The sequence below is a fragment of the uncultured Varibaculum sp. genome, from assembly GCF_902489465.1.
Taxonomy (GTDB): domain Bacteria; phylum Actinomycetota; class Actinomycetes; order Actinomycetales; family Actinomycetaceae; genus Varibaculum.
In genome coordinates this window covers 19,503-41,710 of sequence record NZ_CABTZZ010000013.1, presented here as the reverse complement: position 1 = coordinate 41,710, position 22,208 = coordinate 19,503, and the positions used below count along the sequence as shown (strand labels likewise).

Annotated in this window: 22 protein-coding genes; 21 read left to right on the top strand and 1 reads right to left on the bottom strand. The window is 52.7% G+C overall.

Annotation, left to right across the window (positions count from 1 at the left end; translation table 11 throughout):
- The first annotated feature begins 248 nt into the window (after positions 1-248).
- The 21 genes from RDM26_RS04070 (at position 249) to RDM26_RS03970 (ending at position 20,656) form a co-directional block, all read left to right on the top strand.
- Complete coding sequence (locus tag RDM26_RS04070; RefSeq protein WP_307737747.1) at positions 249-2,132, top strand: hypothetical protein; 1,884 nt, start codon at positions 249-251, stop codon at positions 2,130-2,132.
- Positions 2,090-7,015 carry a DUF5979 domain-containing protein gene (locus RDM26_RS04065; protein WP_307737746.1) on the top strand — a complete coding sequence of 1,642 codons (4,926 nt, stop codon included), beginning with the start codon at positions 2,090-2,092 and terminating at the stop codon, positions 7,013-7,015. The genes RDM26_RS04070 and RDM26_RS04065 overlap by 43 nt, the downstream gene beginning before the upstream one ends.
- Positions 7,016-7,218: 203 nt before the next feature.
- On the top strand, positions 7,219-8,694 hold the full coding sequence (locus RDM26_RS04060; protein WP_278606104.1) for a SpaH/EbpB family LPXTG-anchored major pilin: 1,476 nt from the start codon (positions 7,219-7,221) through the stop codon (positions 8,692-8,694).
- A 58-nt stretch (positions 8,695-8,752) separates the two neighbouring features.
- Positions 8,753-9,754 (top strand): class C sortase, encoded by a 1,002-nt coding sequence (locus RDM26_RS04055; RefSeq protein ID WP_307737745.1) that lies wholly within the window; start codon positions 8,753-8,755, stop codon positions 9,752-9,754.
- Positions 9,755-9,759: 5 nt separating this feature from the next.
- On the top strand, positions 9,760-10,485 hold the full coding sequence (locus tag RDM26_RS04050; RefSeq protein WP_278606221.1) for a pilin N-terminal domain-containing protein: 726 nt from the start codon (positions 9,760-9,762) through the stop codon (positions 10,483-10,485).
- Positions 10,486-10,865: 380 nt separating this feature from the next.
- On the top strand, positions 10,866-11,087 hold the full coding sequence (gene relB / locus RDM26_RS04045; protein WP_024059454.1) for a type II toxin-antitoxin system RelB family antitoxin: 222 nt from the start codon (positions 10,866-10,868) through the stop codon (positions 11,085-11,087).
- Positions 11,084-11,350, top strand: coding sequence for a type II toxin-antitoxin system RelE/ParE family toxin (locus tag RDM26_RS04040; protein ID WP_278606102.1), 267 nt, complete (start codon positions 11,084-11,086; stop codon positions 11,348-11,350). Before relB ends, RDM26_RS04040 begins: the two co-directional genes overlap by 4 nt.
- Before the next feature lie 61 nt (positions 11,351-11,411).
- A complete protein-coding gene (locus RDM26_RS04035) occupies positions 11,412-11,630 on the top strand; it encodes a hypothetical protein (RefSeq protein ID WP_278609057.1) in 219 nt (72 codons plus the stop codon).
- Positions 11,631-12,145: 515 nt separating this feature from the next.
- Positions 12,146-12,454 (top strand): 30S ribosomal protein S10, encoded by a 309-nt coding sequence (gene rpsJ / locus RDM26_RS04030; RefSeq protein ID WP_022864279.1) that lies wholly within the window; start codon positions 12,146-12,148, stop codon positions 12,452-12,454.
- A gap of 11 nt (positions 12,455-12,465) precedes the next feature.
- Complete coding sequence (gene rplC, locus RDM26_RS04025) at positions 12,466-13,134, top strand: 50S ribosomal protein L3 (RefSeq protein ID WP_278606100.1); 669 nt, start codon at positions 12,466-12,468, stop codon at positions 13,132-13,134.
- A 2-nt stretch (positions 13,135-13,136) separates the two neighbouring features.
- Positions 13,137-13,781, top strand: coding sequence for a 50S ribosomal protein L4 (gene rplD / locus RDM26_RS04020; protein WP_278609058.1), 645 nt, complete (start codon positions 13,137-13,139; stop codon positions 13,779-13,781).
- A gap of 4 nt (positions 13,782-13,785) precedes the next feature.
- Positions 13,786-14,091, top strand: a complete 306-nt coding sequence (rplW, locus tag RDM26_RS04015; protein WP_024059450.1) for a 50S ribosomal protein L23 — start codon at positions 13,786-13,788, stop codon at positions 14,089-14,091.
- Between the two features lie 14 nt (positions 14,092-14,105).
- Complete coding sequence (rplB, locus tag RDM26_RS04010; protein WP_278606098.1) at positions 14,106-14,942, top strand: 50S ribosomal protein L2; 837 nt, start codon at positions 14,106-14,108, stop codon at positions 14,940-14,942.
- Positions 14,943-14,956: 14 nt separating this feature from the next.
- Positions 14,957-15,238 (top strand): 30S ribosomal protein S19, encoded by a 282-nt coding sequence (rpsS, locus tag RDM26_RS04005; protein WP_024059448.1) that lies wholly within the window; start codon positions 14,957-14,959, stop codon positions 15,236-15,238.
- Between the two features lie 27 nt (positions 15,239-15,265).
- Positions 15,266-15,634 carry a 50S ribosomal protein L22 gene (gene rplV / locus RDM26_RS04000; RefSeq protein WP_022864273.1) on the top strand — a complete coding sequence of 123 codons (369 nt, stop codon included), beginning with the start codon at positions 15,266-15,268 and terminating at the stop codon, positions 15,632-15,634.
- Positions 15,634-16,530: a 30S ribosomal protein S3 gene (rpsC, locus tag RDM26_RS03995; protein WP_278606097.1), complete on the top strand. Its 897-nt coding sequence runs from the start codon at positions 15,634-15,636 to the stop codon at positions 16,528-16,530. Before rplV ends, rpsC begins: the two co-directional genes overlap by 1 nt.
- A 1-nt stretch (position 16,531) precedes the next feature.
- Positions 16,532-16,951 carry a 50S ribosomal protein L16 gene (gene rplP, locus RDM26_RS03990; RefSeq protein ID WP_024059446.1) on the top strand — a complete coding sequence of 140 codons (420 nt, stop codon included), beginning with the start codon at positions 16,532-16,534 and terminating at the stop codon, positions 16,949-16,951.
- A complete protein-coding gene (gene rpmC, locus RDM26_RS03985) occupies positions 16,951-17,181 on the top strand; it encodes a 50S ribosomal protein L29 (RefSeq protein WP_022864270.1) in 231 nt (76 codons plus the stop codon). The genes rplP and rpmC overlap by 1 nt, the downstream gene beginning before the upstream one ends.
- 5 nt (positions 17,182-17,186) lie before the next feature.
- Entirely contained in the window at positions 17,187-17,471 is a 285-nt protein-coding gene (rpsQ, locus tag RDM26_RS03980) for a 30S ribosomal protein S17 (RefSeq protein ID WP_278606096.1), read from the top strand.
- A 302-nt stretch (positions 17,472-17,773) separates the two neighbouring features.
- The gene (locus tag RDM26_RS03975; RefSeq protein ID WP_307737744.1) at positions 17,774-18,973 is read left to right on the top strand and encodes a Gfo/Idh/MocA family oxidoreductase; all 1,200 of its coding nucleotides are present in this window, start codon (positions 17,774-17,776) and stop codon (positions 18,971-18,973) included.
- Between the two features lie 30 nt (positions 18,974-19,003).
- Positions 19,004-20,656: an MFS transporter gene (locus RDM26_RS03970; protein WP_307737743.1), complete on the top strand. Its 1,653-nt coding sequence runs from the start codon at positions 19,004-19,006 to the stop codon at positions 20,654-20,656.
- Between the two features lie 531 nt (positions 20,657-21,187).
- Here the strand turns inward: RDM26_RS03970 and RDM26_RS03965 are convergent.
- A complete protein-coding gene (locus RDM26_RS03965; RefSeq protein ID WP_307737742.1) occupies positions 21,188-21,943 on the bottom strand; it encodes a TSUP family transporter in 756 nt (251 codons plus the stop codon).
- Positions 21,944-22,208 lie beyond the last annotated feature (265 nt).

Below are 22,208 nucleotides of genomic sequence, written 5' to 3'. Positions count from 1 at the left end.
TGTGCCTGGGAGGTAACTCCCAGGCACAACTTTTTTGTTGCCGAGAGTCCTTCCCTGACGGGTAACGGGGGCTAAAGGGTTTTATTGTGGGGGGATGGATAGAGTAGCTTTCAGCGATAACGTCTCATAATACGAAAACTATCGGAATTTTTTCCTCAAAATCTTGTTTTCCATATTGTGGTAACACTATAATCGTTTTTACTAGTACTAGTGCCCTTCTTTACATCGTTGTGGGAGGGGATACTCATATGAAAAGTGTGAAGATTGTTAGGTGTAACGTGGCAGGACATAACAAATCTCAGAAATTGGTCGCGGTGCTGACCCTGCTGGGGTTGGTAATCGCCATGATCCCAGTGGCAGTATTGACATTGCCACAGGCACAGGCTGAACCGTCTAACCCGAATCACCCTATAATTGGGGGTGCTGATGACCCGTGGCCTTCAGATCCTCCCCGTGACCTGGAATCTGAAGACATAAAAAACGCGGGTTCGGTTGCTTTAGTCTTTGAGTTCGGTTCTTGGTATGGCTACCAAACTATGGGTGGAGGGATCACCGGAACTGGGAATAAGCCCTGCCCGAAAGATTACCCGCAAATACCGGCGTCAAGAAAACGTCTTCAAGATGGTAAGTTGAGCGCGAATTGTCGCAACTGGGATCAGAACGAGGCGGTAGCGAACGTAATTGAGCCTCTCAAAGGATCACCCCTTTCGGTCGGCATTTACCACTATGCCCGTAAACAAGACCAAGGACGGTACGGTAATAACACGCCTGACTTAAAAGCCACTTCACTGGCAGATGCTGCGGGTTACCAGAAAGTAATGAATAAGATCTGGTCATTGGATGCCACCAATGGCAATGGTGGAAATATGCAAACCGGGTACGCTGGTAACGGTGAGTGGGGCTTAGGTAAGCTGTATCTGGATATGCTGCGTTACCGGCAGCAACAATTAAAAGAACATGCCGGTGAAGCTGATTTTGTTCCGCGTCCCCTTTATTCCAAAATCATCATCATGTCGGCATCGGATCCGCACTGGCATCTAGACAAGTCCGTTTACGACAGGAAAAACGATGTTTGGAAAATCAACCACTATATTGATGGCGAGTCTGATGAGGAGCAACTTAACCAAGATCTAATTAATAAAGATTTAGATACTCCTGCTAAAAACTTTGTAGAAGATCCTGATAATAAAGACAGCCAAGACTCCCATAGCTACAAGTGGAAAGAGTTACCTCTGACTGCTAATCCCGGGCGTGTAGGCATGTTGGATGTCGCCAGCAGGATTCGTAATCTGGGAGCCGATATCCGCACAATGGGAATGGGGGACTGGGTTGACAAGTTTCCTAATCCAGACGGCGGCGGTGAATCAACCCGCCATATGTTCCTCCGGGCTTTAACCGGGGTAGAAGACTATCAACAACCTACTAGTAACTATCAATATATTCCCTTCCCCTCTGATAGCTCCGGGGGGTCTCCAGGTGGTCACTTTGGTTATCCCAATGGAGACTATTTCAGTAACCCCGCGCGTGATGGGATTGCAAACGGTTCTTTTGAAAGATCTATGCGTCAGTGGATGTGGGAGGATACCCACCTTTCGTTAACCTCTGATCTTTTGGATGGGAATTTCCGCTATGTGAAGCCGAATGCGCGGCAAACCATTAACTTTAGCCCTCTAGATACCGCGACCACCCCCCAAAATTATTCCACCGGAAACGACGGACGCGTAGTAATAAACCTAACCAAAGCGCAGATGACCAAAGGAGTTGATGTTCGCCAACCAGAACGAACAGACAAGTACGTCCTTACCCAGTTCCAAGGGCATAATGCCCGTTGTCGAGGTTTAAGTAGGACGGATGGACAATACCAAGATTTCTTCCCTGAAAATCTCGACAAGGATACTGACGGAAGAAGTGGATTCAGAATAACGGCAGAACAATACAACGAGTTCTTCTCCATTAAATGTTCTAGCTATTCACGGCCGATGCAAAAAATGCAGCTAATCAAGAAAGCGGGATTAGAAAACGAACAAATTCGTTATGAGATTGGTGGACAGCCCACTGCTTATAACGGAGGTGTCAGCTATGATTTCCAATGGAAGTCACCGACCCCAAGGCGCAAGACCCCCAGGCGGTAGTAGCGCAAGGAACTGCTAAGCGCCAAGTAAAAGGGCTAAATGTAGCTGCTACCTTAGATCCGATAGATATTTCCGATGTGGCTATGCCGGTCGGTACGCAATGCACAATTAACGAAACCCTAAATTTACCGGAGGGTTACACCCTGGCAAAAGCGAATTCACTTTTCACTTCCAACACTGAAGTCAAAGGAACCAACTTCAAGCTAGACGAAGCCCAAACCCAGAAAACTAAAGACGGTGGACAATCTGTTTCCAACAAGATAGTGGGTAATGTCCAGTTATTTAACCCGGACAACACCACTACCGAGATTTCGCAATTAGTTTCAAACACCACCTATTCGTCGCTGCGAGCGCATATCAAAGTAGATGTAAAGTTCTCCAACTCTGGTAACGATGCGGCGATAGCAGCAAAAATCGCTAACGGTACCTTACCGAAGAAGATTCCCGTTTACTACAACTGCCGTTTCATGCCTGACCCCACCAAACCCCCGGAACTTCCCGAAACTAACGTGGGTTCCTATCCCGGCTTCGTCGGAGTGGACTGGGTAGGAGTAAACACCGATGGAACTGCCAGTATTACCCTCGGTAAAGACCAAAATGGAAATGACATCTGGCCGGTGGGTACGCACTGTTTATTTGCTACCACTCCGCCAAATGCTAATATCCACGGACCGAATCCGGCTATAGGGCAGCCGGTAAAGATTCCCGGAGTTGTAACCAAAGACAGCTACAGCTCCACGATTTGCGCCGAAGATGCGACCAGTAAGCCAAGCACCGCCAAGAATTGTAAGAATAATTATTTCTGGGTTCATTCCGGTGGAGAGCAAGTCATCCACCTCACCGAGGACTTACAGCGCCTCAAAGGCAAATTGCGGGTGACTAAACAGCTCACTGGCGAGGCTGCGGGGCAAGGGGTAAATAAAGAATTCCCTATGCATCTATCCTGTCAAGACGAAGGAATTAGTCTGCCGGTAAACGGTAATGAAACCTATAATTTCAGTGTCAAACGTTCAGAGCCGCAAATAGTGGAGAGTGTTCCTGCTGGAGCCTCCTGTACCCTGAGCGAGGACGCGCAAGGTAGCGCTCTCCAAAATGCTGAGGTGGCAATACCGGCACCGATAGCAATCAACCCCATTACCGACACCACCGTTATAAAAGATGTCACCGTCACCAATGATTTGACCTATAAGCGGGCAAGCCTGGAAATAAACCACACTTTAGCCTGGGCAAACCCGAAACCTGAGGCAGCAACCCAGCAGGTTCTAATGACTAAAGATAATCTGATAACTGCCTCCTGTCGGGTTCCCGGGGATACAGCACAACCAGATAAAACCGTTACTATCACTGGAAATGGATCCCAAACTCTAACCGATTTACCGGCTGGTTCAGTCTGCAATATTCAATCAGTACCGCAAAATATTAGCGATATTTCCGTTAACTATCAGGCTCCGCCACAACAAGTCACTATTCCTGCCAGCGGAACTGCAACCGTTGACCTAACTACCACCTATTCCTTACCTGCGGCGGGTAGTTGGTATCTGCGACCAATTATTCATTCGCGTCCCGAATATCAGGCGTTACGCAGCTTGATTCCCGATAAGGTAAACGCGACCCTTAGCTGCGAGGGCGTGGCTGACCCCCAAACGGTTGCCATCGATTTAAAGGATGGGAGCCCCACCGAGATAGCAACTGCGGGGATTCCCTCTCAAGCGAACTGCAGTCTCAGCGGGCGACTAATACCGCAAGTAGAAGAAAGTAAGTTTGAGATCCGTTACAACATTAGTGGCGACGATTACGAGCAGGCAGACCAGGGAGCACAGTTAACGGCGAATACGCAAGCTCCCGAAAGCGGAAAGAGTAGTACCCAAACTTTACACCTGTGGTTTAAAACCAAAATTACCAGCGTAAACCTGGCTTCTAGCTCTAGTATGTGGACCTCTAAAGCAGCGAATGCTACCGCAACTACAGACAGAATCCCGGTACCCGACCAGTGGCGTAAAGCCGCCCTCGGGATAGCTGATAATGATGCCGATAGCAAAATGGTTCCCCTAAGCGTTTCCTGCAAACTAGGTTCCGGAGCTAACGAGTCCACGGTTACCTATCCTCTGCAGCTATCCAACGGGGGCAGCGCGAAACCCTTAAGCGTGCCTAATGACTGGAATTGCTCTGTTAGTGCTAGTGACGCCGCTTTGAAGATTCCGGGAACCACGTTACAGAAACCTGAATGGGAGGGCGCAAACGGCACGGCTACCACTGACGGCTACCAATACGATTGGACTTCCGGTGACGGGCAAAGCATTACCCTAAAACGTGACTACCGGATGCAGCTCGCCTCTTTCAACCTCAAAAAGAAAGTCGGCGGTGAAGGGGTAACCATTATCTCCGGGGATAAACAGTTCCAAATGGACTGGATCTGCACCCTGAACGGGAAAGCGATTAACATTCCTTCTCCGCGTACCATAGATGTAAATACCGATGCCCAGGCAAGCTTTGGTAATGACCTGGCTTCGCGGCTGCAAAACCTTAAACCCAGTGGCAGAGCCACTATGGGACGCTTCTTGCAAGGTGAATGGCACGTGGTTGATGCCCTGCCGGCGGGAGCAGTCTGTACCCTCACCGAAAACTCCGATATTGCACAGGTAGAAAACACTGTTTGGGATCACTACTGGGAGATAACTGACGGCTACCGCAGCCGTGAACCCGCGACTGCTTGCGAGGCCTCCTCAGATAAATGTCGCCCGGCAGATGAAGGGACTACGGTTAAAGCCCAAGTGCTGTTACCGCGAGATAAAGAAGCCAAAGCTAATCCGTATTTCAACAATGAAAAAGACAACCCCAAAGATCCGCAAGGTAAGCCCCGCAACCCGGTAGTGCCCGATACCTTACCCGAGAACTTTGCGGGAACTATGGTTCCTTGGAACAACTACACTTTCCAAAAAACCCAGGTGAAAGTCAGTTTGAATAATAGTGGTAACGGGGCTGAGCTCGCCCATGGGAAAACCTTTAGCGCCCGTCTATACTGCGCTCCGCCTCCTCTGATTGGAGCTGAAGGGGCAGAAATCCCCGGTAGCGCTGCCGCGATTATCAACGTAGAGTTGACTTTCAAAGAGAGCGCTACCAATCCTGGTACTTGGGAGGATGCGGTTGCCAATCAGTTGATTCCGGTGAATTATCGCTGCGTATTAGCGGAAGCGAAATTCCCACAACTAGATGCCAAAGTCACCACCAGCATTGCAAAAGACGCGACCCAACCAACTGTGACTGCGAATAAAGACGGATTAACCGACCTGTTCGCCTATAACCAAGGGCAAAACTCGCAGGTGAAAGATGATCCCAACCTGAACTTGCAGAGCGGGGATCACCAGATTCTCGGATTTATCGTTCACCCCCAATTGGTAAATGATGCTCAAGAATCACAAAAGCAATCCCTGTTCACTATCGAAAACAAGTTTGACCGCCCGGCAGCGAACGTTAAAGTTGCGCAGGTGGTGCGCAACGATAGTACCGACACGGATATGTCGTTCGGGCAGGTATTAGTCGATAAAGGGCAAGTAGGATACCGGGTTCACTATCGGTGTACCGACAAATATCTAAAAGAGGCGAGCGGCGACCCCAAGGTTTACCAAGGATCGGCGGATTTGGCTGCTGACTCTACCGTGAGCTTGTTGTCCGGGCAAGAGGGCGCAAACTTCGTACCCGCCACCTCCAAATGCGTGTTCTGGCATGAAAACCAAGACGGCAAAGACCCGGTAGCAACCTATGCTCCCCAGCTGTCCCTAAACCCCAGTGCCACGGTAACAACCGAGGGAACGCCAAACCAAGAAGAGAAATCCGCTAACCAAAGCAAACCCGATTCCTTAAAGGTCAGCCCCCTAAATCTGGATAAAGAGGGCAAAAAAGTAACCACTATTACTTTTGAAGATTTCTACTTTGCCCCCTACGCCAAATACGAAGTAGGAACAGCGGTAGAGGGAGCGCGCCGTGATGAAATACTACCCGCTGACACCAAATATCAGTACAGTTACTCCTGTACCTACCCCGAGGGGCTTCCAGTACCCGCTGCCTATGCGGATGGGAAATATCCCAAAGTAGAGGGTACAACCGACCAGGCAGAGCGGGGCAATTTCGTTTCCCTACCGAAAGTGCCGGTCGGAAGCACCTGCGTAGTCACCGGTAATAAACCTGATACTTCCGCCACCCCCTATTTGAAAGTGGCAGGAAACTGGGTGCCTTGGGATGTAGATAAACTAGGGTTCTTCCTAGAAGACAGCACCAACTTTAACCAACAAGGTTTAGTAAAGAACGCCCTTAGCGGTTCGCCCTTTACAGTCACCTTGAATCAAGATACGCAGCGCGGGGTAGTACTGTACTCGGTCTATACCAACGGCTCCAAAGTGCGTATCTATAAAGCTGACAGCCCCAAAGGAAACGTTATCCCCGATGCTTCCTTTAAGCTGGTCAAAGCCGAACCGAACGGACAGCCAGGGGAGGAAATACCCCTGAAAGCAGTTGCGGGACAAAACGGGGTTTATGAATCCGCAACCGAGCTGGCTCCTGGAAGCTACCTGGTGGCAAACCTTAATGCCGGTAAGAACGCCGGAGAACGATTCCCATTCGACTGGAAGTTTGACATTACCCTCGATCCGGTTACCCAAGCGGATGCCCAAGACACTCAAGTTGGGCTGAGCGGGGAAACTCAAAGTTCCGGACTGGTCGCCGTCTATAAGCCGACTACCCAGATTAACGCTTGGCAGATAGAACTAGCCGATGTGACCTTCGGGAAACTCCCCTTAACCGGTGGGTATTTACCGTGGCTCTGGGCGTTTGGCATATCCCTAGTGTTGGCATCGGCAGCCGTAATGTGGCATAGGAGGCGCGAATGAAAAAAGTACACCGCGCCCTCTTGCCGCGTCTACCCGCTGGGTGGATGTTGGCTGCCTGGAGGAGATCGTTGGTTCGGCAAAGATTCTTCCGCTCTGGCAGCGACCCCGGGTAATAGAGGGGGCAAAGCGCAATCATCTTAAGACAAAGAAGTTAAAAAAGTATTTAAACCTAAATAAACAGAAAAAACATAAATGAGGTAAAAATGTTTTCCAATACCAAGAAACTTGTTCGGAGGGGGACGGCGCTAGCGGCCGCCTTGGGCATGGCTGCCCTGGGCTTGGTAGCAGTCGGTGCTCCTGGCGCCAGCGCGGCCCCCGCGATTGATGCAACTAAAGACTACACGATTTCAGTAGAGCCGCAGATTGGAGAAACCGGAGTTCCCGCCGACGGCAAGAGCGGTCATTTTGATGCTGATAAGAAACTGCCCTCGGGTACTTTCAAACTGGAAAAAGGTAACTACGATGTAACCACCGCCGCTGGCTACAATGCAGCCACCACAGCGACTACCGCTAACTTTACTCCGGCAGACCCGGCAGTTGAAGATACGAAGGAATTGGGTGCCGATGGCAAGATTTCCTTTACCGTCAAGCCCGGTTTGTATCGTTTGACCCAGACCGAGGCGCCTACCGGATACAAAGCGGCGCTCCCATCCTTGATCCTGATTCCGATGACTGATCCGGATACTGGAACCTGGATGGAAACGGTTACCGTGTACCCCAAGAATGGCTCAGCCGGGAAGATCACCAAGAAAGACATCACCGCTAAAGACCAGGTCATTAAACCCGGTTCCGAGATGAAGTTCGAGATTGACTCCCCGATTCCTACCCTGACCGCGAAAGATCAAGGTGACAAGTTAAAGAGCTACAAAGTCACTGATACTCCTTCCGGTCCGCTGAAAGTGGATAGCGACAACTCGACGATTGAGAAAGTTGAGATTGTAGATGGCGATACCACGACCGCGCTAGATGCTGCTGATTACACGGTATTGACCAGCACTCCTTATGGAATTGAGCTAACTAAAACCGGACTTGCCAAGCTGGATGCCAATTCAGGAAAGACCCTACGAGTGACCCTTACCGGTAAAGTTGCCCCCAAAGGTGACCCCATTTGGAGCGAAGACGCCAGTAAATGGGTCATTAAGAACAAGGCAGCCTACGATTACGAATCAGAAAAAGGCGAAAATGGCGGCAGTGAAACTGATCCTAAAGACCAGCCGGATATTCCGATGGCTAAGCTGCAAGTAAACAACAAAGACGGGCAAACCGATATCAATGATAAAGGGGCAGAGTTTAGTGTCTACGCCTGTGATAGTGCAGCTACCGGTGATCCTTCCACCACTGGCGAGGCTATCTTGACCGGGTTGAAGGCTGGGGAAGCCAGCTCAGAACCTCTTGGCGCACGTGACAATAGTCTGTGCATCGTGCAGACCAAAGCGCCTGACGGATACGAGTTGGGCAGCTCCGTGGTGAAAGTCGGCTTCGATAAGGACACGGTTAAAGCCGCTGCTGATCAGAATAAACCAGTAGAGGTCGATTACCAGAACACGGTAAAGAGCTCAGATATCCTATCTAAGCTACCACTAACCGGTGGAGCGGGCATCATCCTGTTCCTGATCGTGGCAGCCGGATTGCTGGGCGGAGCATACTACTATGCCCGTCGCAATCGGGTACGCGCATAACTATAATTAAGTGTCGGGGAGCAGCCCTGCTCCCCGACATTAAATAGCAAGGCGAATCTTGGGGAAGAAAGAGAAAAGCAGCGGAGCAACTACGCAGCGCAAAGGCAAATCCCAACGCAGCCGCGGCTCCACTCTGATTCCCGTAATTTTGGCGTTGGCGGGTATTGCGGTGTTGTTATACCCCGTGGTAGCAACCCAATGGAACAATGCCCGCCAACTCCAGATCGCCTATGAATACTCAAAAGCAGAAAAATATCTTGATAGGCAGCAGCTGTCTGATTCTTTCAAGGCAGCGCAGGCATATAACCAGCACACGCCGGGAGCCCCCATCCTGGATCCCTGGTTGGCGCGGGTAGCCAAAGACAACAATCCCTATCAGGTGTATCTAAAACAACTAAATATCGTCCCGGAAATGGGACGTCTGGTAATCCCGGGAATCAAAGTAGATTTACCTATCTACCACGGTTCCCAGCCAGACACCCTAGAACGCGGAATCGGGCATCTGTACGGATCCTCGCTCCCGGTAGGGGGGAAAGGAACGCACGCGGTACTCACCGGGCATAGCGGGCTGTCAACAGCCACTTTGCTCGACAACCTCACGAAGGTGAAAAAAGGTGATGCTATCTATGTGCAGGTAGCGGGGCAAAAGCTCAAATACCAGGTGCGTTGGATTCGAGTAGTCCGCCCCGACCAGGTGAAAAGCCTGCAGCGGCAAGAAGGTAAAGACCTTTTAACCGTCCTAACCTGCACGCCCTACGGGATCAACAGTCACCGGCTGTTAGTGACCGGGGAGCGGGTACCGATGGATAAAACCGACCCCTTCGCCGGAGCCGGAAAGCTGGAATGGCCGTGGTGGATGGGAGCCATAATCTTTGTGGCCTGCCTGGCCTCCCTGCTGCTCGGTTGGTGGCTATGGAAACAGCGCCGCCGCGACGAGGACGAAGAAGAAAATAAGAAAACATCCGGGGATTCACCCCCGATTGCCAGTGGCGGAATCCCCGCCACCGACGCCGAGATAACTACTCATTACCCGTCACGAAAAGCAAGGAGGACACAGTGAACAGCATGCGACGCAAGCTGAAAGCAGGCTTGGGGATGCTGGCCGCACTAATGCTTGCCCTGGTGCCAACCTCGGCGATGGCCTCACCGCAATCGGATCAACCAGTAGTGGTGGGTGATATTACCGGTCTCGACCCGACAACTTTCAATCCGGCGCGCCTGGGACAGCTACATATAAGCAAGACCGCCGCCAACCCTTACGATGACCCCAAACCGGGATCCTTGCCCAACGGCCCGGCCGGGGGACAGGTGATTCAGATTAACCGGGTCAAAGGGATAGATTTACCTACCGCCGACTGGACACAGCTGCAAAAGATGACGGTTAAGCAGGCAGAGGCCAAAGGCTTAGAACCCGCAAAAACCATGACTACCGATGACGAAGGCAACGTTACCTTCGCTAACCTTCCCGTCGGACTGTACCTGGTGAGTGATCAAAAACCGGCAGACACCACCCATAAATATGGTCGGATTAAACCGTTTTTAATTACTATGCCCTCCGGTAATCCTGACCTGCACGTATGGACTTTCAATATTTCGGTTGCCCCCAAAATGATGGCGGAACAAACTCCGGCGCCATCGACACCGTCGCCCACCAAGCCGCATATGCCCAAGACCGGTGTTTACGTGGTGCCGTTCCTGATCGCAGCGGCCGCGCTCTTTAGTACCGGCATCCTGGTTGCCGCCGCGCGGCGCCATCGCCAAGACGAAGAAGCCCCCGCCGCAGCTAATTAATTTCGCCGTAGCCTGATAACTCCATCCCCGCCCGGTATCCAAGCCCGCGGGGGGGGGAAAAAAGTTTTTCCTCCGGTTATTTCTGCGCGGCTCTGGCTCGGTAAAAGCACTCCGGGAACCCCGCTATCCTCGCTAAAGCGAGGATAGGGAGTTATCTCAGGAGATCAATAGGTATGTTTCCGACTATAGATGATACTGGTGGCTTGCTTGTCCCTCTCGTATCTTTTACCGGCCGCGACCCGCGCGCACTCGGATATAACTTTCCCCCGCGCTCAAGTTTCGTGCCCGCACCACTATGCGCTAGAAAATAAATGCCGCACCCTTGAGGTGTTTGCCCATAACCGGAATACTATGAAGTAAAGGAAAGGGGAGATTGTATTATGCCGATATCTATTAGTTTGACTGACGAAGAACAACGTCTAGCCTCCAGCTATGCGCGCATTCATTCAATCTCTCTTGGCGATGCCTTTAAACAGGCGTTCTTTGAGCGGCTTGAAGATGAATACGATTTACAAATAGCGCGCGAAGCTCTTGAAGAATACGAGCGCGATGGCCGCAAATCACGTCCCATTGAAGAACTATGGGAAGAGTGCGGTCTATGAGATGGATCCTGCAAACATCGAAACGCTTTGATAAAGACTTTAAAAAGCTTGACCGTTACACACAACGCATCATAAAGGGATGGATCACTAAGCATATTTCCGGTACCGAAAACCCACGCGCCCTCGGAAAAGCTTTAACGGGAAATTTAGCTGGATTATGGCGCTATCGGATTGGGGATTATCGGCTTATAGTCGAAATCAAAGATGACCGCTTTGTTATTCTTGCACTCTTCATAAGACATCGGCGCGAAGTTTATCGCTAACCCCCACAGCAGGAGTTGATGCCCAGCATCTGTTAAATCCTGTTACTTCAAAGCGGCGTTTATGCGCGGAAATTTTCGCCACGGGAAACGCGGGGGAGGGGAAAATGGCGATATTTATTCCGAGGACGAGTTGGAGGTGGCGGCGACCTGTCGGAAATTCCGACAGGTCGCCGTGAATGAGAGCAAGAAAGGTCGAGCGCGGCGCTCCCTGATTGCGGCAGACAATTTCACCGTGCCCACTCGGATAGATTTTTCCCGCTCAAGTATGGTGCCTGCGTAAGAGTATTTCTTGGCAGGCCGCGCGGGAACTAGGTTTTATCCGATCAGGCTAGGCGGGCGTAAAACTCTGAAAATGCGTAGAGCATTTTTAGAGTTTTTGGGCGGGAGGAAAAACCTAGTTTCCGCGCAGGAGGTTAGGAAAAACAACCCTTGCGTGGCAAAAATAAGTGCCGCGACACGCCCGGATGCGGGGACGTGGGGTCATTCACATGAGTGCAGCTTGAAAGGGTTCTAGGCGGCGCGTTAGAGTTGTTTACTGGCTCTAGTTGAAAGGTGCGCAGCGCGTACCCGCTCTCCTAGCGCCCGGTAGCAAGAATGCAGGAATCGATTCGTGCCTGGTGAAACAGTTCGCCAGGGATCACACAGATCACCTCCCTAAAATGTTTTAGGGCTTTTTGCGCTTGCAACCGGCTAAGTTCGCCCCGGCGGGCTTAGCGCAAGCAAGGGAGGAAATCCCCTGGCAGGCCCGGGATAAACACCGGGGAAACATCTACGGAAGAAGAAGAGGTAGACGGAATGGCGGGACAGAAAATCCGCATCCGGCTGAAGTCATATGACCACCAGGTCATTGACTCGTCCGCGAAGAAGATCGTGGAAACGGTCCAGCGCGCGGGCGCCACAGTGGTAGGCCCAGTACCTTTGCCGACCGAAAAGAACACGTTCACCGTGATTCGGTCGCCACACAAGTACAAGGACAGTCGCGAGCAGTTTGAGATGCGTACGCACAAACGGCTCATCGATATTGTCGACCCGACGCCTAAGGCAGTCGATTCGCTAATGCGTCTCGATTTGCCCGCTGACGTAAACATCGAGATCAAACTCTAAGGAAAATAATTATGACCACGCAGACCCAGCCGGCTGCCGCAGTACCCACTCGGGCACTTCTCGGCCGCAAGCTAGGCATGACGCAGGTTTGGGACGAGGACGGAAAAGTCGTTCCCATCACCGTCGTGCAGGTCGACAAGAACGTGGTGACGCAGGTTCGCGACCAAGAAACCGATGGCTACACCGCCATTCAAATCGGTTTCGGCCAGATTGACCAGCGCAAAGTCACCAAGCCCCTTGCCGGCCATTTCAATAAAGCAGGCGTCACCCCCCGTCGCCACCTGGTAGAGGTGCGTACCGGCGGAGATGACGAATTCACTCTTGGCCAGGAACTGGCTGCCGACATTTTTGAAGTCGGCCAGAAAGTGGATGTTACCGGAAAGACCAAAGGTAAAGGCTTCGCCGGGGTTATGAAACGACACGGCTTTGCCGGCGTTTCCGCCTCCCATGGTGCTCACCGTAACCACCGTAAACCTGGTTCTATCGGCGCTTGCGCCACCCCCGGACGCGTATTCAAAGGCTTACGTATGGCCGGACGCATGGGTGGAGATCGCCGAACCATCCAAAATCTTAAAGTTCAGGCAGTCGATGCCGAAAAAGGCATTGTCTTGGTTACCGGTGCTATTCCCGGTCCCAAGGGTGGCATTGTCCTGATTCGTAGTGCAGTGAAAGGTGCGTAACTATGACTAATCTTTCGCTAAACGTAACTGATCCCGCTGGTAAGCAAGTTGGCAGCGTTGATCTGCCCGCCAGTATTTTTGATCGGGATCCCAATATCGCTTTAATGCACCAGGTAGTTAACGCCCAGCTAGCGGCGGCTCGTCAGGGTACTCACTCCACGAAGACGCGTGGGCGGGTGCGCGGTGGCGGCAAGAAGCCGTGGCGTCAGAAAGGCACCGGCCGGGCTCGACAAGGCTCCATCCGCGCGCCGCAGTGGCGTGGTGGCGGAGTAGCCCACGGCCCACAACCGCGTGATTACTCCCAGCGCACCCCCAAGAAGATGAAGGTGGCCGCACTGGCTTGCGCCCTGTCTGATCGGGTACGCAAGGACCGTATGCATCTCGTGTCTCAGTTGGTAGCCGGGGATACCCCTTCCACCAAAGCGGGTCGCGAACACATCGAATCCCTGGTAGATCAGCGCTACGTTCTGGTAGTGCTGAGCCGCTCGGAAGAAGAACAGGTATTGTCAGTGCGTAACCTGCCGCAGGTGCATCTGCTCATGGTTGACCAACTCAATACTTACGACGTACTCAACAATGAGGACGTTATCTTCACTGAGGCCGCGATTCGCCAGTTCATCGCCGATAAGACCGGACAGGAGGCGTAAAGCAATGGCACTCGAGGTTACTAAGAACCCGCGGGATATTATTTACCGCCCGATCGTCTCGGAAAAAGCCTATGGCCTAATGGATCAGGGGAAATACACTTTCGAGGTAGACCCCAAAGCCAATAAGACCGAGATTCGGATTGCCATCGAAAAAATCTTCGATGTGAAAGTAAAGACCGTAAATACGATTGCGCGTAAAGGTAAACGGGTACGTACTCGCACCGGATATGGCAAGCGGAAAGATGGCAAACGCGCCATTATTACCCTCGCTGAAGGCACAATCGATATCTTCAACGAAGCGTCTGCGTAAGGGGTGAACAAGTAATGGGTATTCGTAAATACAAGCCGACTACTCCCGGGCGTCGCTTCGCATCGGTTTCCGATTTCGCGGAAATCACCCGCGACCATCCGGAGAAGTCTCTGCTGCGTCCTATCCACAAAACCGGGGGACGTAACAACGACGGCCGTATCACTTCCCGCCGGCGTGGCGGGGGACATAAGCGCCGTTACCGCGTGATCGATTTCCGTCGTCACGACAAAGATGGGGTGCCCGCAAAGGTTGCCCACATCGAATATGATCCGAACCGCAGCGCCAATATCGCCCTCCTGCACTATGCAGATGGCGAAAAGCGTTACATCATTGCCCCCAATAAACTGCATCAGGGTGACCGCATTGAACAGGGGCCGGCTGCTGATATTAAGCCTGGCAACTGTTTGCCACTAACCAACATTCCGTTGGGTACCGTGATTCACGCAGTGGAAATGCGTCCTGGTGGGGGAGCCAAGATCGCTCGCAGTGCGGGAGTATCCGTGCAGCTAGTGGCGAAAGAAGGCAAATATGCCCAGCTGCGGATGCCTTCCGGGGAAATCCGTAACGTAGAGGCTGCTTGCCGCGCCACCATCGGCGAGGTTGGTAACTCTGACCACGGCAATATCAACTGGGGTAAAGCCGGACGCATGCGCTGGAAGGGAAATCGTCCCAAGGTACGTGGTGTGGTAATGAACCCGGTTGATCACCCGCACGGTGGCGGCGAAGGCCGTACCTCCGGTGGTCGTCACCCGGTTAGCCCCTGGGGCAAGCCCGAGGGTCGTACCCGCCGTCCGAATAAAGCCAGCGATCGCCTGATTGTGCGTCGTCGGCGGACCGGCAAGAAGCGTTAGGTAGGAGATAAATCATGGCACGTAGCCTAAAGAAGGGTCCTTTCGTCGACGACCATTTGATGAAAAAAGTCGACGCTCTGAATGACGCCAATAAAAAGTCGGTTATCAAGACCTGGTCACGCCGCTCTATGATTACCCCCGATTTTATTGGGCACACTATCGCGGTACACGACGGACGTAAACACGTTCCGGTGTACATCACTGAAAACATGGTTGGTCACAAGTTGGGCGAATTTGCTCCTACTCGTACCTTCCGCGGACATGACAAGGACGACCGAAAGGCACGCCGCCGCTAGGCGCGCCGGAAGAGAAAGAAGGCAAAGATGGAAGGCATGGCGAAAGCGCGTTTCGTGCGCTCTACGCCGCAGAAGTCGCGTCGCGTCGTGAACATGATTCGCGGCAAGAACGCCCTCGAGGCCTACGACATCCTGCGTTTCGCTCCGCAAGCGGTCGCAACTGATGTTCGCAAGGTGCTTCGCAGCGCAATGTACAACGCCGCCGCTAAAGCAGATCGGTCTGGCGACAAAGAAACGTTTGCGGAACTCAAAGTTTCGCGGGCATACGTAGATGAAGGCCCCACCATGAAGCGGTTCCGTCCGCGCGCTCAAGGGCGTGCTGGGCGAATCCTCAAACGGACCAGCCACATTACGATCGAGGTTTCTGACGGCAAACAGGAAGAGGAGAACGACTAATGGGACAAAAGGTTAGCCCTACCGGTTTCCGGTTAGGTATTACCACCGATCACCGTTCCCGCTGGTTCTCGGACTCCACTAAGCCGGGACAGCGTTACAGTGATTTCGTAGATGAAGATGTGCGCATTCGCAAGGTCATGGAAAAGAGCCTAGAGCGCGCCGGGATTTCGCAGATCGATATTGAACGTACCCGCGATCGGGTACGGGTTGATTTGCATACTGCTCGCCCCGGTATCGTTATTGGCCGGCGCGGCGCAGAGGCAGATCGCCTGCGTGGCGATTTGGAGAAGCTCACCGGTAAGCAGGTGCAGCTGAACATCCTCGAAGTTAAGAATCCTGAGATTGATGCGCAGCTAGTGGCGCAAGGAATCGCGGAACAGCTCGCGGCGCGCGTATCGTTTAGGCGCGCAATGCGTAAAGGTATGCAGTCGGCGCTGCGCGGGGGAGCCCTCGGGATCCGGGTGCAGTGCTCGGGTCGTTTGGGCGGGGCAGAAATGTCACGTTCAGAGTTTTACCGCGAAGGTCGGGTGCCGTTGCATACGCTGCGCGCCCTGATCGACTACGGCTTCTATGAAGCTCACACCACTTTCGGACGGATCGGCGTGAAAGTGTGGATTTATAAAGGCGATCTCACCGAAACCGAATTCGCCCGGAAACAGGCTGAATCCGGTGGACGCGGTGGACGCGGCAGTGGACGTCGCGGCCGCGCAGGTCGAGATGGCGGACGCGGCGGACGTCGCGGCCGTAGCGAAGGCCGGCAAGAGGGCGCAACCCAGGCACCGGCGGAAAACTCCGATGCCGCGTCCTCGGAAAAAGAGGCACCCGCAGCTGAGGCTGCTACCGAAAAGGCAGTAGCCGAGGCCGATAAGCCGCAAGAAAACGGAACGGAGGAGTAACGTGTTAATTCCTCGTAGGACTAAATGGCGCAAACAGCATCGCCCTAACCGTAAGGGCATGGCTAAGCGCGGTACCGAACTGGCGTTCGGCGAATACGGCATCCAGGCTCTTGATCACGCCTACATAACCAACCGGCAGATTGAGGCAGCTCGTATTGCGATGACACGCTACATCAAGCGTGGCGGTAAAGTGTGGATCAACATTTTCCCTGACCGTCCGCTGACCAAGAAGCCGGCCGAAACTCGTATGGGTTCTGGTAAAGGCTCTCCCGAATGGTGGGTGGCTCCGGTCAAACCTGGTCGCGTACTGTTCGAATTGGCGGGCGTGTCTGAAGATATCGCTCGGGAAGCTATGAGCCGTGCGCAGCATAAGCTGCCGATTAAGACCCGGTTCATTAGTCGTGAAGGCGGTGATCAGTAATGGCAAAGGGCCTTAAAATGTCTGATTTGGATTTGCTGGACGAAGAACAGCTTTCCCAGAAGCTAGACGAAGCTAAGACCGAACTGTTTAATCTGCGTTTCCAGCTGGCCACCGGTGCTGGTGAGGATCGTGGACAGATCGGGCAGCTGCGTCGCGATATTGCCCGCATTTACACCATTGCTAGAGAGCGGGAGCTCGGTATTCGTACCGCTCCGCAGGCTGAGGAGTAGGATTCATGAGCGAAGAAACAGAGAAGACCGCTACGGTAGAGCGCAATCACCGCAAGGTGCTGCAGGGATACGTGGTGTCCGACAAAATGGACAAGACGGTTGTTGTGCAGGTAGAAGATCGCGTTAAGCACCGCTTGTACGGCAAGGTGATTAACCGCCGCAAGCGCTACAAGGTGCATGACGAGAACAACTCATGCGGCACCGGCGACTTGGTACGGATTATGGAGACTCGTCCTTTGTCCAAGACCAAGCGTTGGCGGGTTAGCGAAATCATTGAGAAAGCCAAGTAGGTTTTCATTGGCTTTTTAAGGGGATCGTTAAAGTCGAAGATCTGGCAAGATCTTTCGTTCGGTTCCTGATAGCTACAAGGCGCGGGGAGAGTTATATCGGGCATTCGCCCAGGTAGACTCTCCCCGCGCCTCTTTGTATATTTTTCTCCCTAACCCCATCCCCCATTAAATGTAATAATGTTAAGTCAAATTCTGGACAAAGCGAAATATTTCGGTTACATTGAATGGCGTGCGTAAGAGAGCAGGGAGGCTCCAAAGCGCTCAATGGATTGCAGCCGATGGTGGCTGGGTAAGGAGTTTATATGGCCGAGAAGAAAAAGATTGGCGTAGGGGTTATTTCCCTGGGTTGGATGGGGCGTTTGCATACGCGTTCGTATAAGGCGATGGCTGAGCGTTTCCCGGAGTTGGGAGCTGAGGTGCGTTTGGTGGTTGCTTGTGATCCGATCGTGCAGACTCAAGAGCTGGCAACCAGTGCCCTGGGTTTTGAGAAAGCGGTTTCCGATTATCGGGAAGTGTTGGCCGATCCGGAAGTGGATGTGGTGTCTATTTGTTCGCCGAACTTTTTGCATCGTGAGATCGCGGTTGCGGCGGCGAAGGCTGGTAAGCCTTTCTGGATTGAAAAACCAATGGGGGTAAGTGCTACTGAGTCTCGGGAGATTGCTGAGGCTGCGGCGAAGGCGGGGGTTAATACGGCGGTTGGTTTTAACTATCGTCATACCCCGGCAGTTGAGCAGGCACGGGAACTGATTGCGCAGGGGAAGCTAGGGCGGATTACCAACGTTCGTTGTTGGTTAATCGCTGATTATGCTGCTAGTCCTGATGGGCCTTATACCTGGCGTTATGACCGGGATAAGGCAGGTGCTGGTGTGGTTGGTGACCTCATGAGTCATGGAGCTGACCTGGTGCAGTATGTGTTGCGTGATCGGATTAGTCAGGTGTCGGCGCTTACCGACACGTTTATTAAAGAGCGTCCTATTCCCACTAAGGCTGGTGTGGGGCATACTGGTTGGGAAGTTTCTGATGAAAAGAAAGAAGTCGGGAACGAGGACTATGTGGCCATGATGGTGCGTTTTGATTCCGGCGTGGTGGGCACTATGGAGTCTTCTCGCGTGAGCGTGGGGCCGCGCGCTGAGTATATTGTGGAAGTTTATGGTACCGAGGGTTCGGTGCGTTGGAACTTTGAATACCTCAATGATCTGCAGGCTTGTATTGGTCAGGATAATGGGGTTATTCACGGGTATGTGCGTTCGATGGCTAATCCTCACTATCCCCATTTCTCACGTTTCCAGCCGGGGGCGGGCACTTCGATGGGCTTTGACGATATGAAAGCGATCGAGTGTTTCCAATTCTTGTCGGGTGTTTTAACCGGTGAGCAGGTGGCGCCGTCAGTGGCTGATGGTTGGTCGGCAGCCGAGATCGACCAGGCAACGGTGGCTTCAGCCGCAGACGGTAAATGGCACGATGTCCCTAAAGTAAGCGGCATCACTACTTACGACAAATAACCTATCTCTTCAATATAGAAAGTTCTAGCAATGGAAATAAATAAGAAAAAAACTCCTCTTAATGAGTTGAGTAAAGATGAACTGCGCGAAATGGTGCAAGAAACGCCAGCCTCCGGTAAACACCGGGGAGTTATCGCCGTGGCCGCAGTGGCTACGCTAGGCTCCCTGCTATTCGGGTATGACACCGGGGTTATCTCCGGAGCCCTGCCCTATATGTATATGCCACATGGTGCAGGCGGCATGGGGATTACCCCGGCTCAAGAGGGTGCGATTGGCGGTATTCTTACCCTTGGCGCAGCCTTCGGAGCGCTATTTGGAGGACGGCTCTCCGACCGTTATGGACGCCGACACAACATCATCATGCTGGCGATTCTGTTCCTGATCGGCGCCCTCGGAAATACTTTCGCCCCCAATATTTGGGTAATGTATCCGTTCCGCCTAATCCTGGGGCTAGCCGTAGGTGGCGCCTCGGCAACCGTGCCGGTATTCCTGGCGGAAACTGCACCCAAGCGTATCCGCGGTACCATCGTGGCGGTTGACCAGCTGATGATTGTAGTCGGCCAGCTGTTAGCCTTCTCGATGAATGCCATCATTAACTCTGCTCACGGCGGCCCGCAGATTACCGTCAAATCGGATCCTGCTGGGGTAGTTAAGGCCGGAGAATACTCCTGGGATGCCTTAAACCAGATCGTTTCTAAGCACCTGGGTAGCTCTGATGCCCAAGCAATCCACGAATTCATCTCGAATATGGCGGTTTCCGCCGGTAACGGCTCTGCCTGGCGTTGGATGATTGTGTTGTGTTCTGTGCCTGCCGTTGCTCTGTGGCTAGGGATGCACTTGATGCCGGAGTCTTCACGTTGGCATGTGCTGCAGCAGGAAGTTTACGCCGCTATTGGATCCTTGAAGCGGGTACGCGACCCCAAGAAAGATGGGGATCTTACTGACGAACTCTACGAGATGGTCGAGGCTCGCCAGAATGAGAAACACGGTAAGAAGGGTACTTTCCGCGACGTAATGAACACGCCGTGGCTGCGTAAACTAATGTTCGTGGGTATATTCCTGGCGATTGTAAACCAGACCACCGGGGTAAACACCGTTATGTATTACGCCCCGAAAGTCTTGGGTATTGCCGGTATGGGAACTTCGGCCGCGATTACTGCGCAGGTAGCTAACGGCGTGATGAGCGTGGTGGGTTCGGCAATCGGCTTGATTCTGATTACCAAGTTCCGCCGGCGCACCATTTTGATCTGGGACGTCACCTTGGTAGGTATCCTGTTGCTGGGAATTGCCATAATCTTCCAATTCGTGATTGCTCCTCATGACGCAGCCGGCAGTGTGCCGGTCTGGGCCGGGTACTTGGTGCTGCTAATGATGTCGCTATTCATGCTGGTAGTACAGTCTTCGAACGGTACCGTAGTCTGGACGATGCTGGGTGAAATGTTCCCGGCTAATGTGCGCGGAATTATGAATGGTACTGCCATCTTCTGTATGTGGATTATGAACGCCATTATTACCTGGACCTTCCCGCCGATGATTGCTGCTCTAGGTGGTGGCCCCACCTACGCAATGTACGGGGTACTGAACCTGATCATTGCAGTGGTGCTATTCAAGATCATGCCGGAAACCTCCGGACGGTCTTTGGACGAAATCGAATCCTACATGGAACACATGTACAGCAAATAACTGCTAAATCTACAGCTGAAAATCTGTAGGTAAATTACCTGATATGTGGGGGCGAGCTAATCTCGCCCCCACATTTTCTGTAGATTGCTGCCATTGGTAGCTGCCGGTGTAGGGGGTTGTCGGTTGTCTCCCGTATCGGGGCTGGCTCGGTAAAAGCACTCCGGGGGCCCCGATTTCCTCGCTAAAGCGAGGATAGGGAATTATCTCAAGAGATTAATAGGTATGTTTCCGAATAAGGAAGATACTGGTGGCTTGCGTGTCCCTGTCGTATCTTTTACCGGCTGCGCCCCTTGTATCCTGAAAATCTTCCCCTCGACTTAAAATCGCCTCCCGCATTTTCTGGTGCTCTCAGCATCTACTGTCGCTTGTGTCTCGATGCGGGGAAAGGTTTCTGCTCCCGCCCAAGAATTCGGAAAACGTAGCGACGTTTTCCGAATTCTTATGCCCGCGGCGCCCACTCGGATAAAACCTTTTCCCGCACACCCTGGATGGTGTCTGCCTGCTTTATCTGATTGTGCGGCGAACTCTCGGCTAGAGCAGCAGGAATACTGCGGAAACGATGGTTAGTATAGTTACGATCGGATCGAAGATTTTATTGTCGATGCGCCCTATCCACCAGCGCCCCAGGAGGGCTGCCCCCAGAACTAGAGGAGCGAGGCATAGAGCGATCAGCAGCATTTGCCGATCAATCAAGCCAATACCGGCGGAAAAGGGTAGTTTTAGCAGGTTGACGATAAAGAAAAACCAGGCTTGAGTGCCCATGAAGCGGCGGACTTCAAAGCGGGAGGCCAGGAAATACAGGGAGACCACTGGGCCTCCCGAGTTGGCGGCCATCGTGGTAAAGCCCGACAGGGAACCGTAAAACAGGCGTGCGGGTAGGGAAGTGCTCATGGAGGTCGCCAGGTCGCGCCCGGTGCGACCCGCATACCAGATCAGCCCCAGGGTGAGGGCAGTCAGCGCCAAAATAATGATCCCGATAGAAACTTTCATCACCTGGTTAGATACATTTGCCAGAAAAACGGCACCGATGGCTACCCCCACCGCTACCGGTGGATACAAGCCGCGTAGCACTTTCCAGTCAGCATCTTTACGGTAGGTCCAGATGGCCAGCAAGTCTCCGGTAAGTAGCATTAGCAGCATTAGGGCGGTGGAGGGGCGGGTAGGCATTACTGCTGCCAGGATCGCGACCGGTATGCACGCTAGTCCCGGAAGAGCGGTTTTTGCTAGTCCGCACATCAGGGCGCAGGCTACCAAGATAGCGATTAAACCAGGAGTGAGGTCAAGCATGGTTTCCTTTCTGGGGCAGGTAACTACGGGGTCATCTGCTCTGATCGGAGGCTAGTGCGGTCAGGAGCCTGCCAGTATCTGCAGTTTTTGCCTCTACGAATACCGGCAGTGAAAATCGAGATGATCCCCGCCGGTGTGAATAGAGCTATTGTTATTACATTTATATAGTAATCCCTATCTCTGCCTGAACTTGACCAAGAATCTGCAAGCAGTGTTTTTAGTTATTTCTACAGTCCTTTCTGTCGCTTGTTTAGAGAAATATATT

Bases quoted from the DNA above. Each gene is read 5' to 3' on its own strand.
- RDM26_RS04070 (WP_307737747.1), top strand. From the start codon at position 249: ATGAAAAGTGTGAAGATTGTTAGGTGTAACGTGGCAGGACATAACAAA.
- RDM26_RS04065 (WP_307737746.1), top strand. From the start codon at position 2,090: ATGGAAGTCACCGACCCCAAGGCGCAAGACCCCCAGGCGGTAGTAGCG.
- RDM26_RS04060 (WP_278606104.1), top strand. From the start codon at position 7,219: ATGTTTTCCAATACCAAGAAACTTGTTCGGAGGGGGACGGCGCTAGCG.
- RDM26_RS04050 (WP_278606221.1), top strand. From the start codon at position 9,760: ATGCGACGCAAGCTGAAAGCAGGCTTGGGGATGCTGGCCGCACTAATG.
- relB (WP_024059454.1), top strand. From the start codon at position 10,866: ATGCCGATATCTATTAGTTTGACTGACGAAGAACAACGTCTAGCCTCC.
- RDM26_RS04040 (WP_278606102.1), top strand. From the start codon at position 11,084: ATGAGATGGATCCTGCAAACATCGAAACGCTTTGATAAAGACTTTAAA.
- RDM26_RS04035 (WP_278609057.1), top strand. From the start codon at position 11,412: ATGCGCGGAAATTTTCGCCACGGGAAACGCGGGGGAGGGGAAAATGGC.
- rpsJ (WP_022864279.1), top strand. From the start codon at position 12,146: ATGGCGGGACAGAAAATCCGCATCCGGCTGAAGTCATATGACCACCAG.
- rplC (WP_278606100.1), top strand. From the start codon at position 12,466: ATGACCACGCAGACCCAGCCGGCTGCCGCAGTACCCACTCGGGCACTT.
- rplD (WP_278609058.1), top strand. From the start codon at position 13,137: ATGACTAATCTTTCGCTAAACGTAACTGATCCCGCTGGTAAGCAAGTT.
- rplW (WP_024059450.1), top strand. From the start codon at position 13,786: ATGGCACTCGAGGTTACTAAGAACCCGCGGGATATTATTTACCGCCCG.
- rplB (WP_278606098.1), top strand. From the start codon at position 14,106: ATGGGTATTCGTAAATACAAGCCGACTACTCCCGGGCGTCGCTTCGCA.
- rpsS (WP_024059448.1), top strand. From the start codon at position 14,957: ATGGCACGTAGCCTAAAGAAGGGTCCTTTCGTCGACGACCATTTGATG.
- rplV (WP_022864273.1), top strand. From the start codon at position 15,266: ATGGAAGGCATGGCGAAAGCGCGTTTCGTGCGCTCTACGCCGCAGAAG.
- rpsC (WP_278606097.1), top strand. From the start codon at position 15,634: ATGGGACAAAAGGTTAGCCCTACCGGTTTCCGGTTAGGTATTACCACC.
- rpmC (WP_022864270.1), top strand. From the start codon at position 16,951: ATGGCAAAGGGCCTTAAAATGTCTGATTTGGATTTGCTGGACGAAGAA.
- rpsQ (WP_278606096.1), top strand. From the start codon at position 17,187: ATGAGCGAAGAAACAGAGAAGACCGCTACGGTAGAGCGCAATCACCGC.
- RDM26_RS03975 (WP_307737744.1), top strand. From the start codon at position 17,774: ATGGCCGAGAAGAAAAAGATTGGCGTAGGGGTTATTTCCCTGGGTTGG.
- RDM26_RS03970 (WP_307737743.1), top strand. From the start codon at position 19,004: ATGGAAATAAATAAGAAAAAAACTCCTCTTAATGAGTTGAGTAAAGAT.
- RDM26_RS03965 (WP_307737742.1), bottom strand. From the start codon at position 21,943: ATGCTTGACCTCACTCCTGGTTTAATCGCTATCTTGGTAGCCTGCGCC.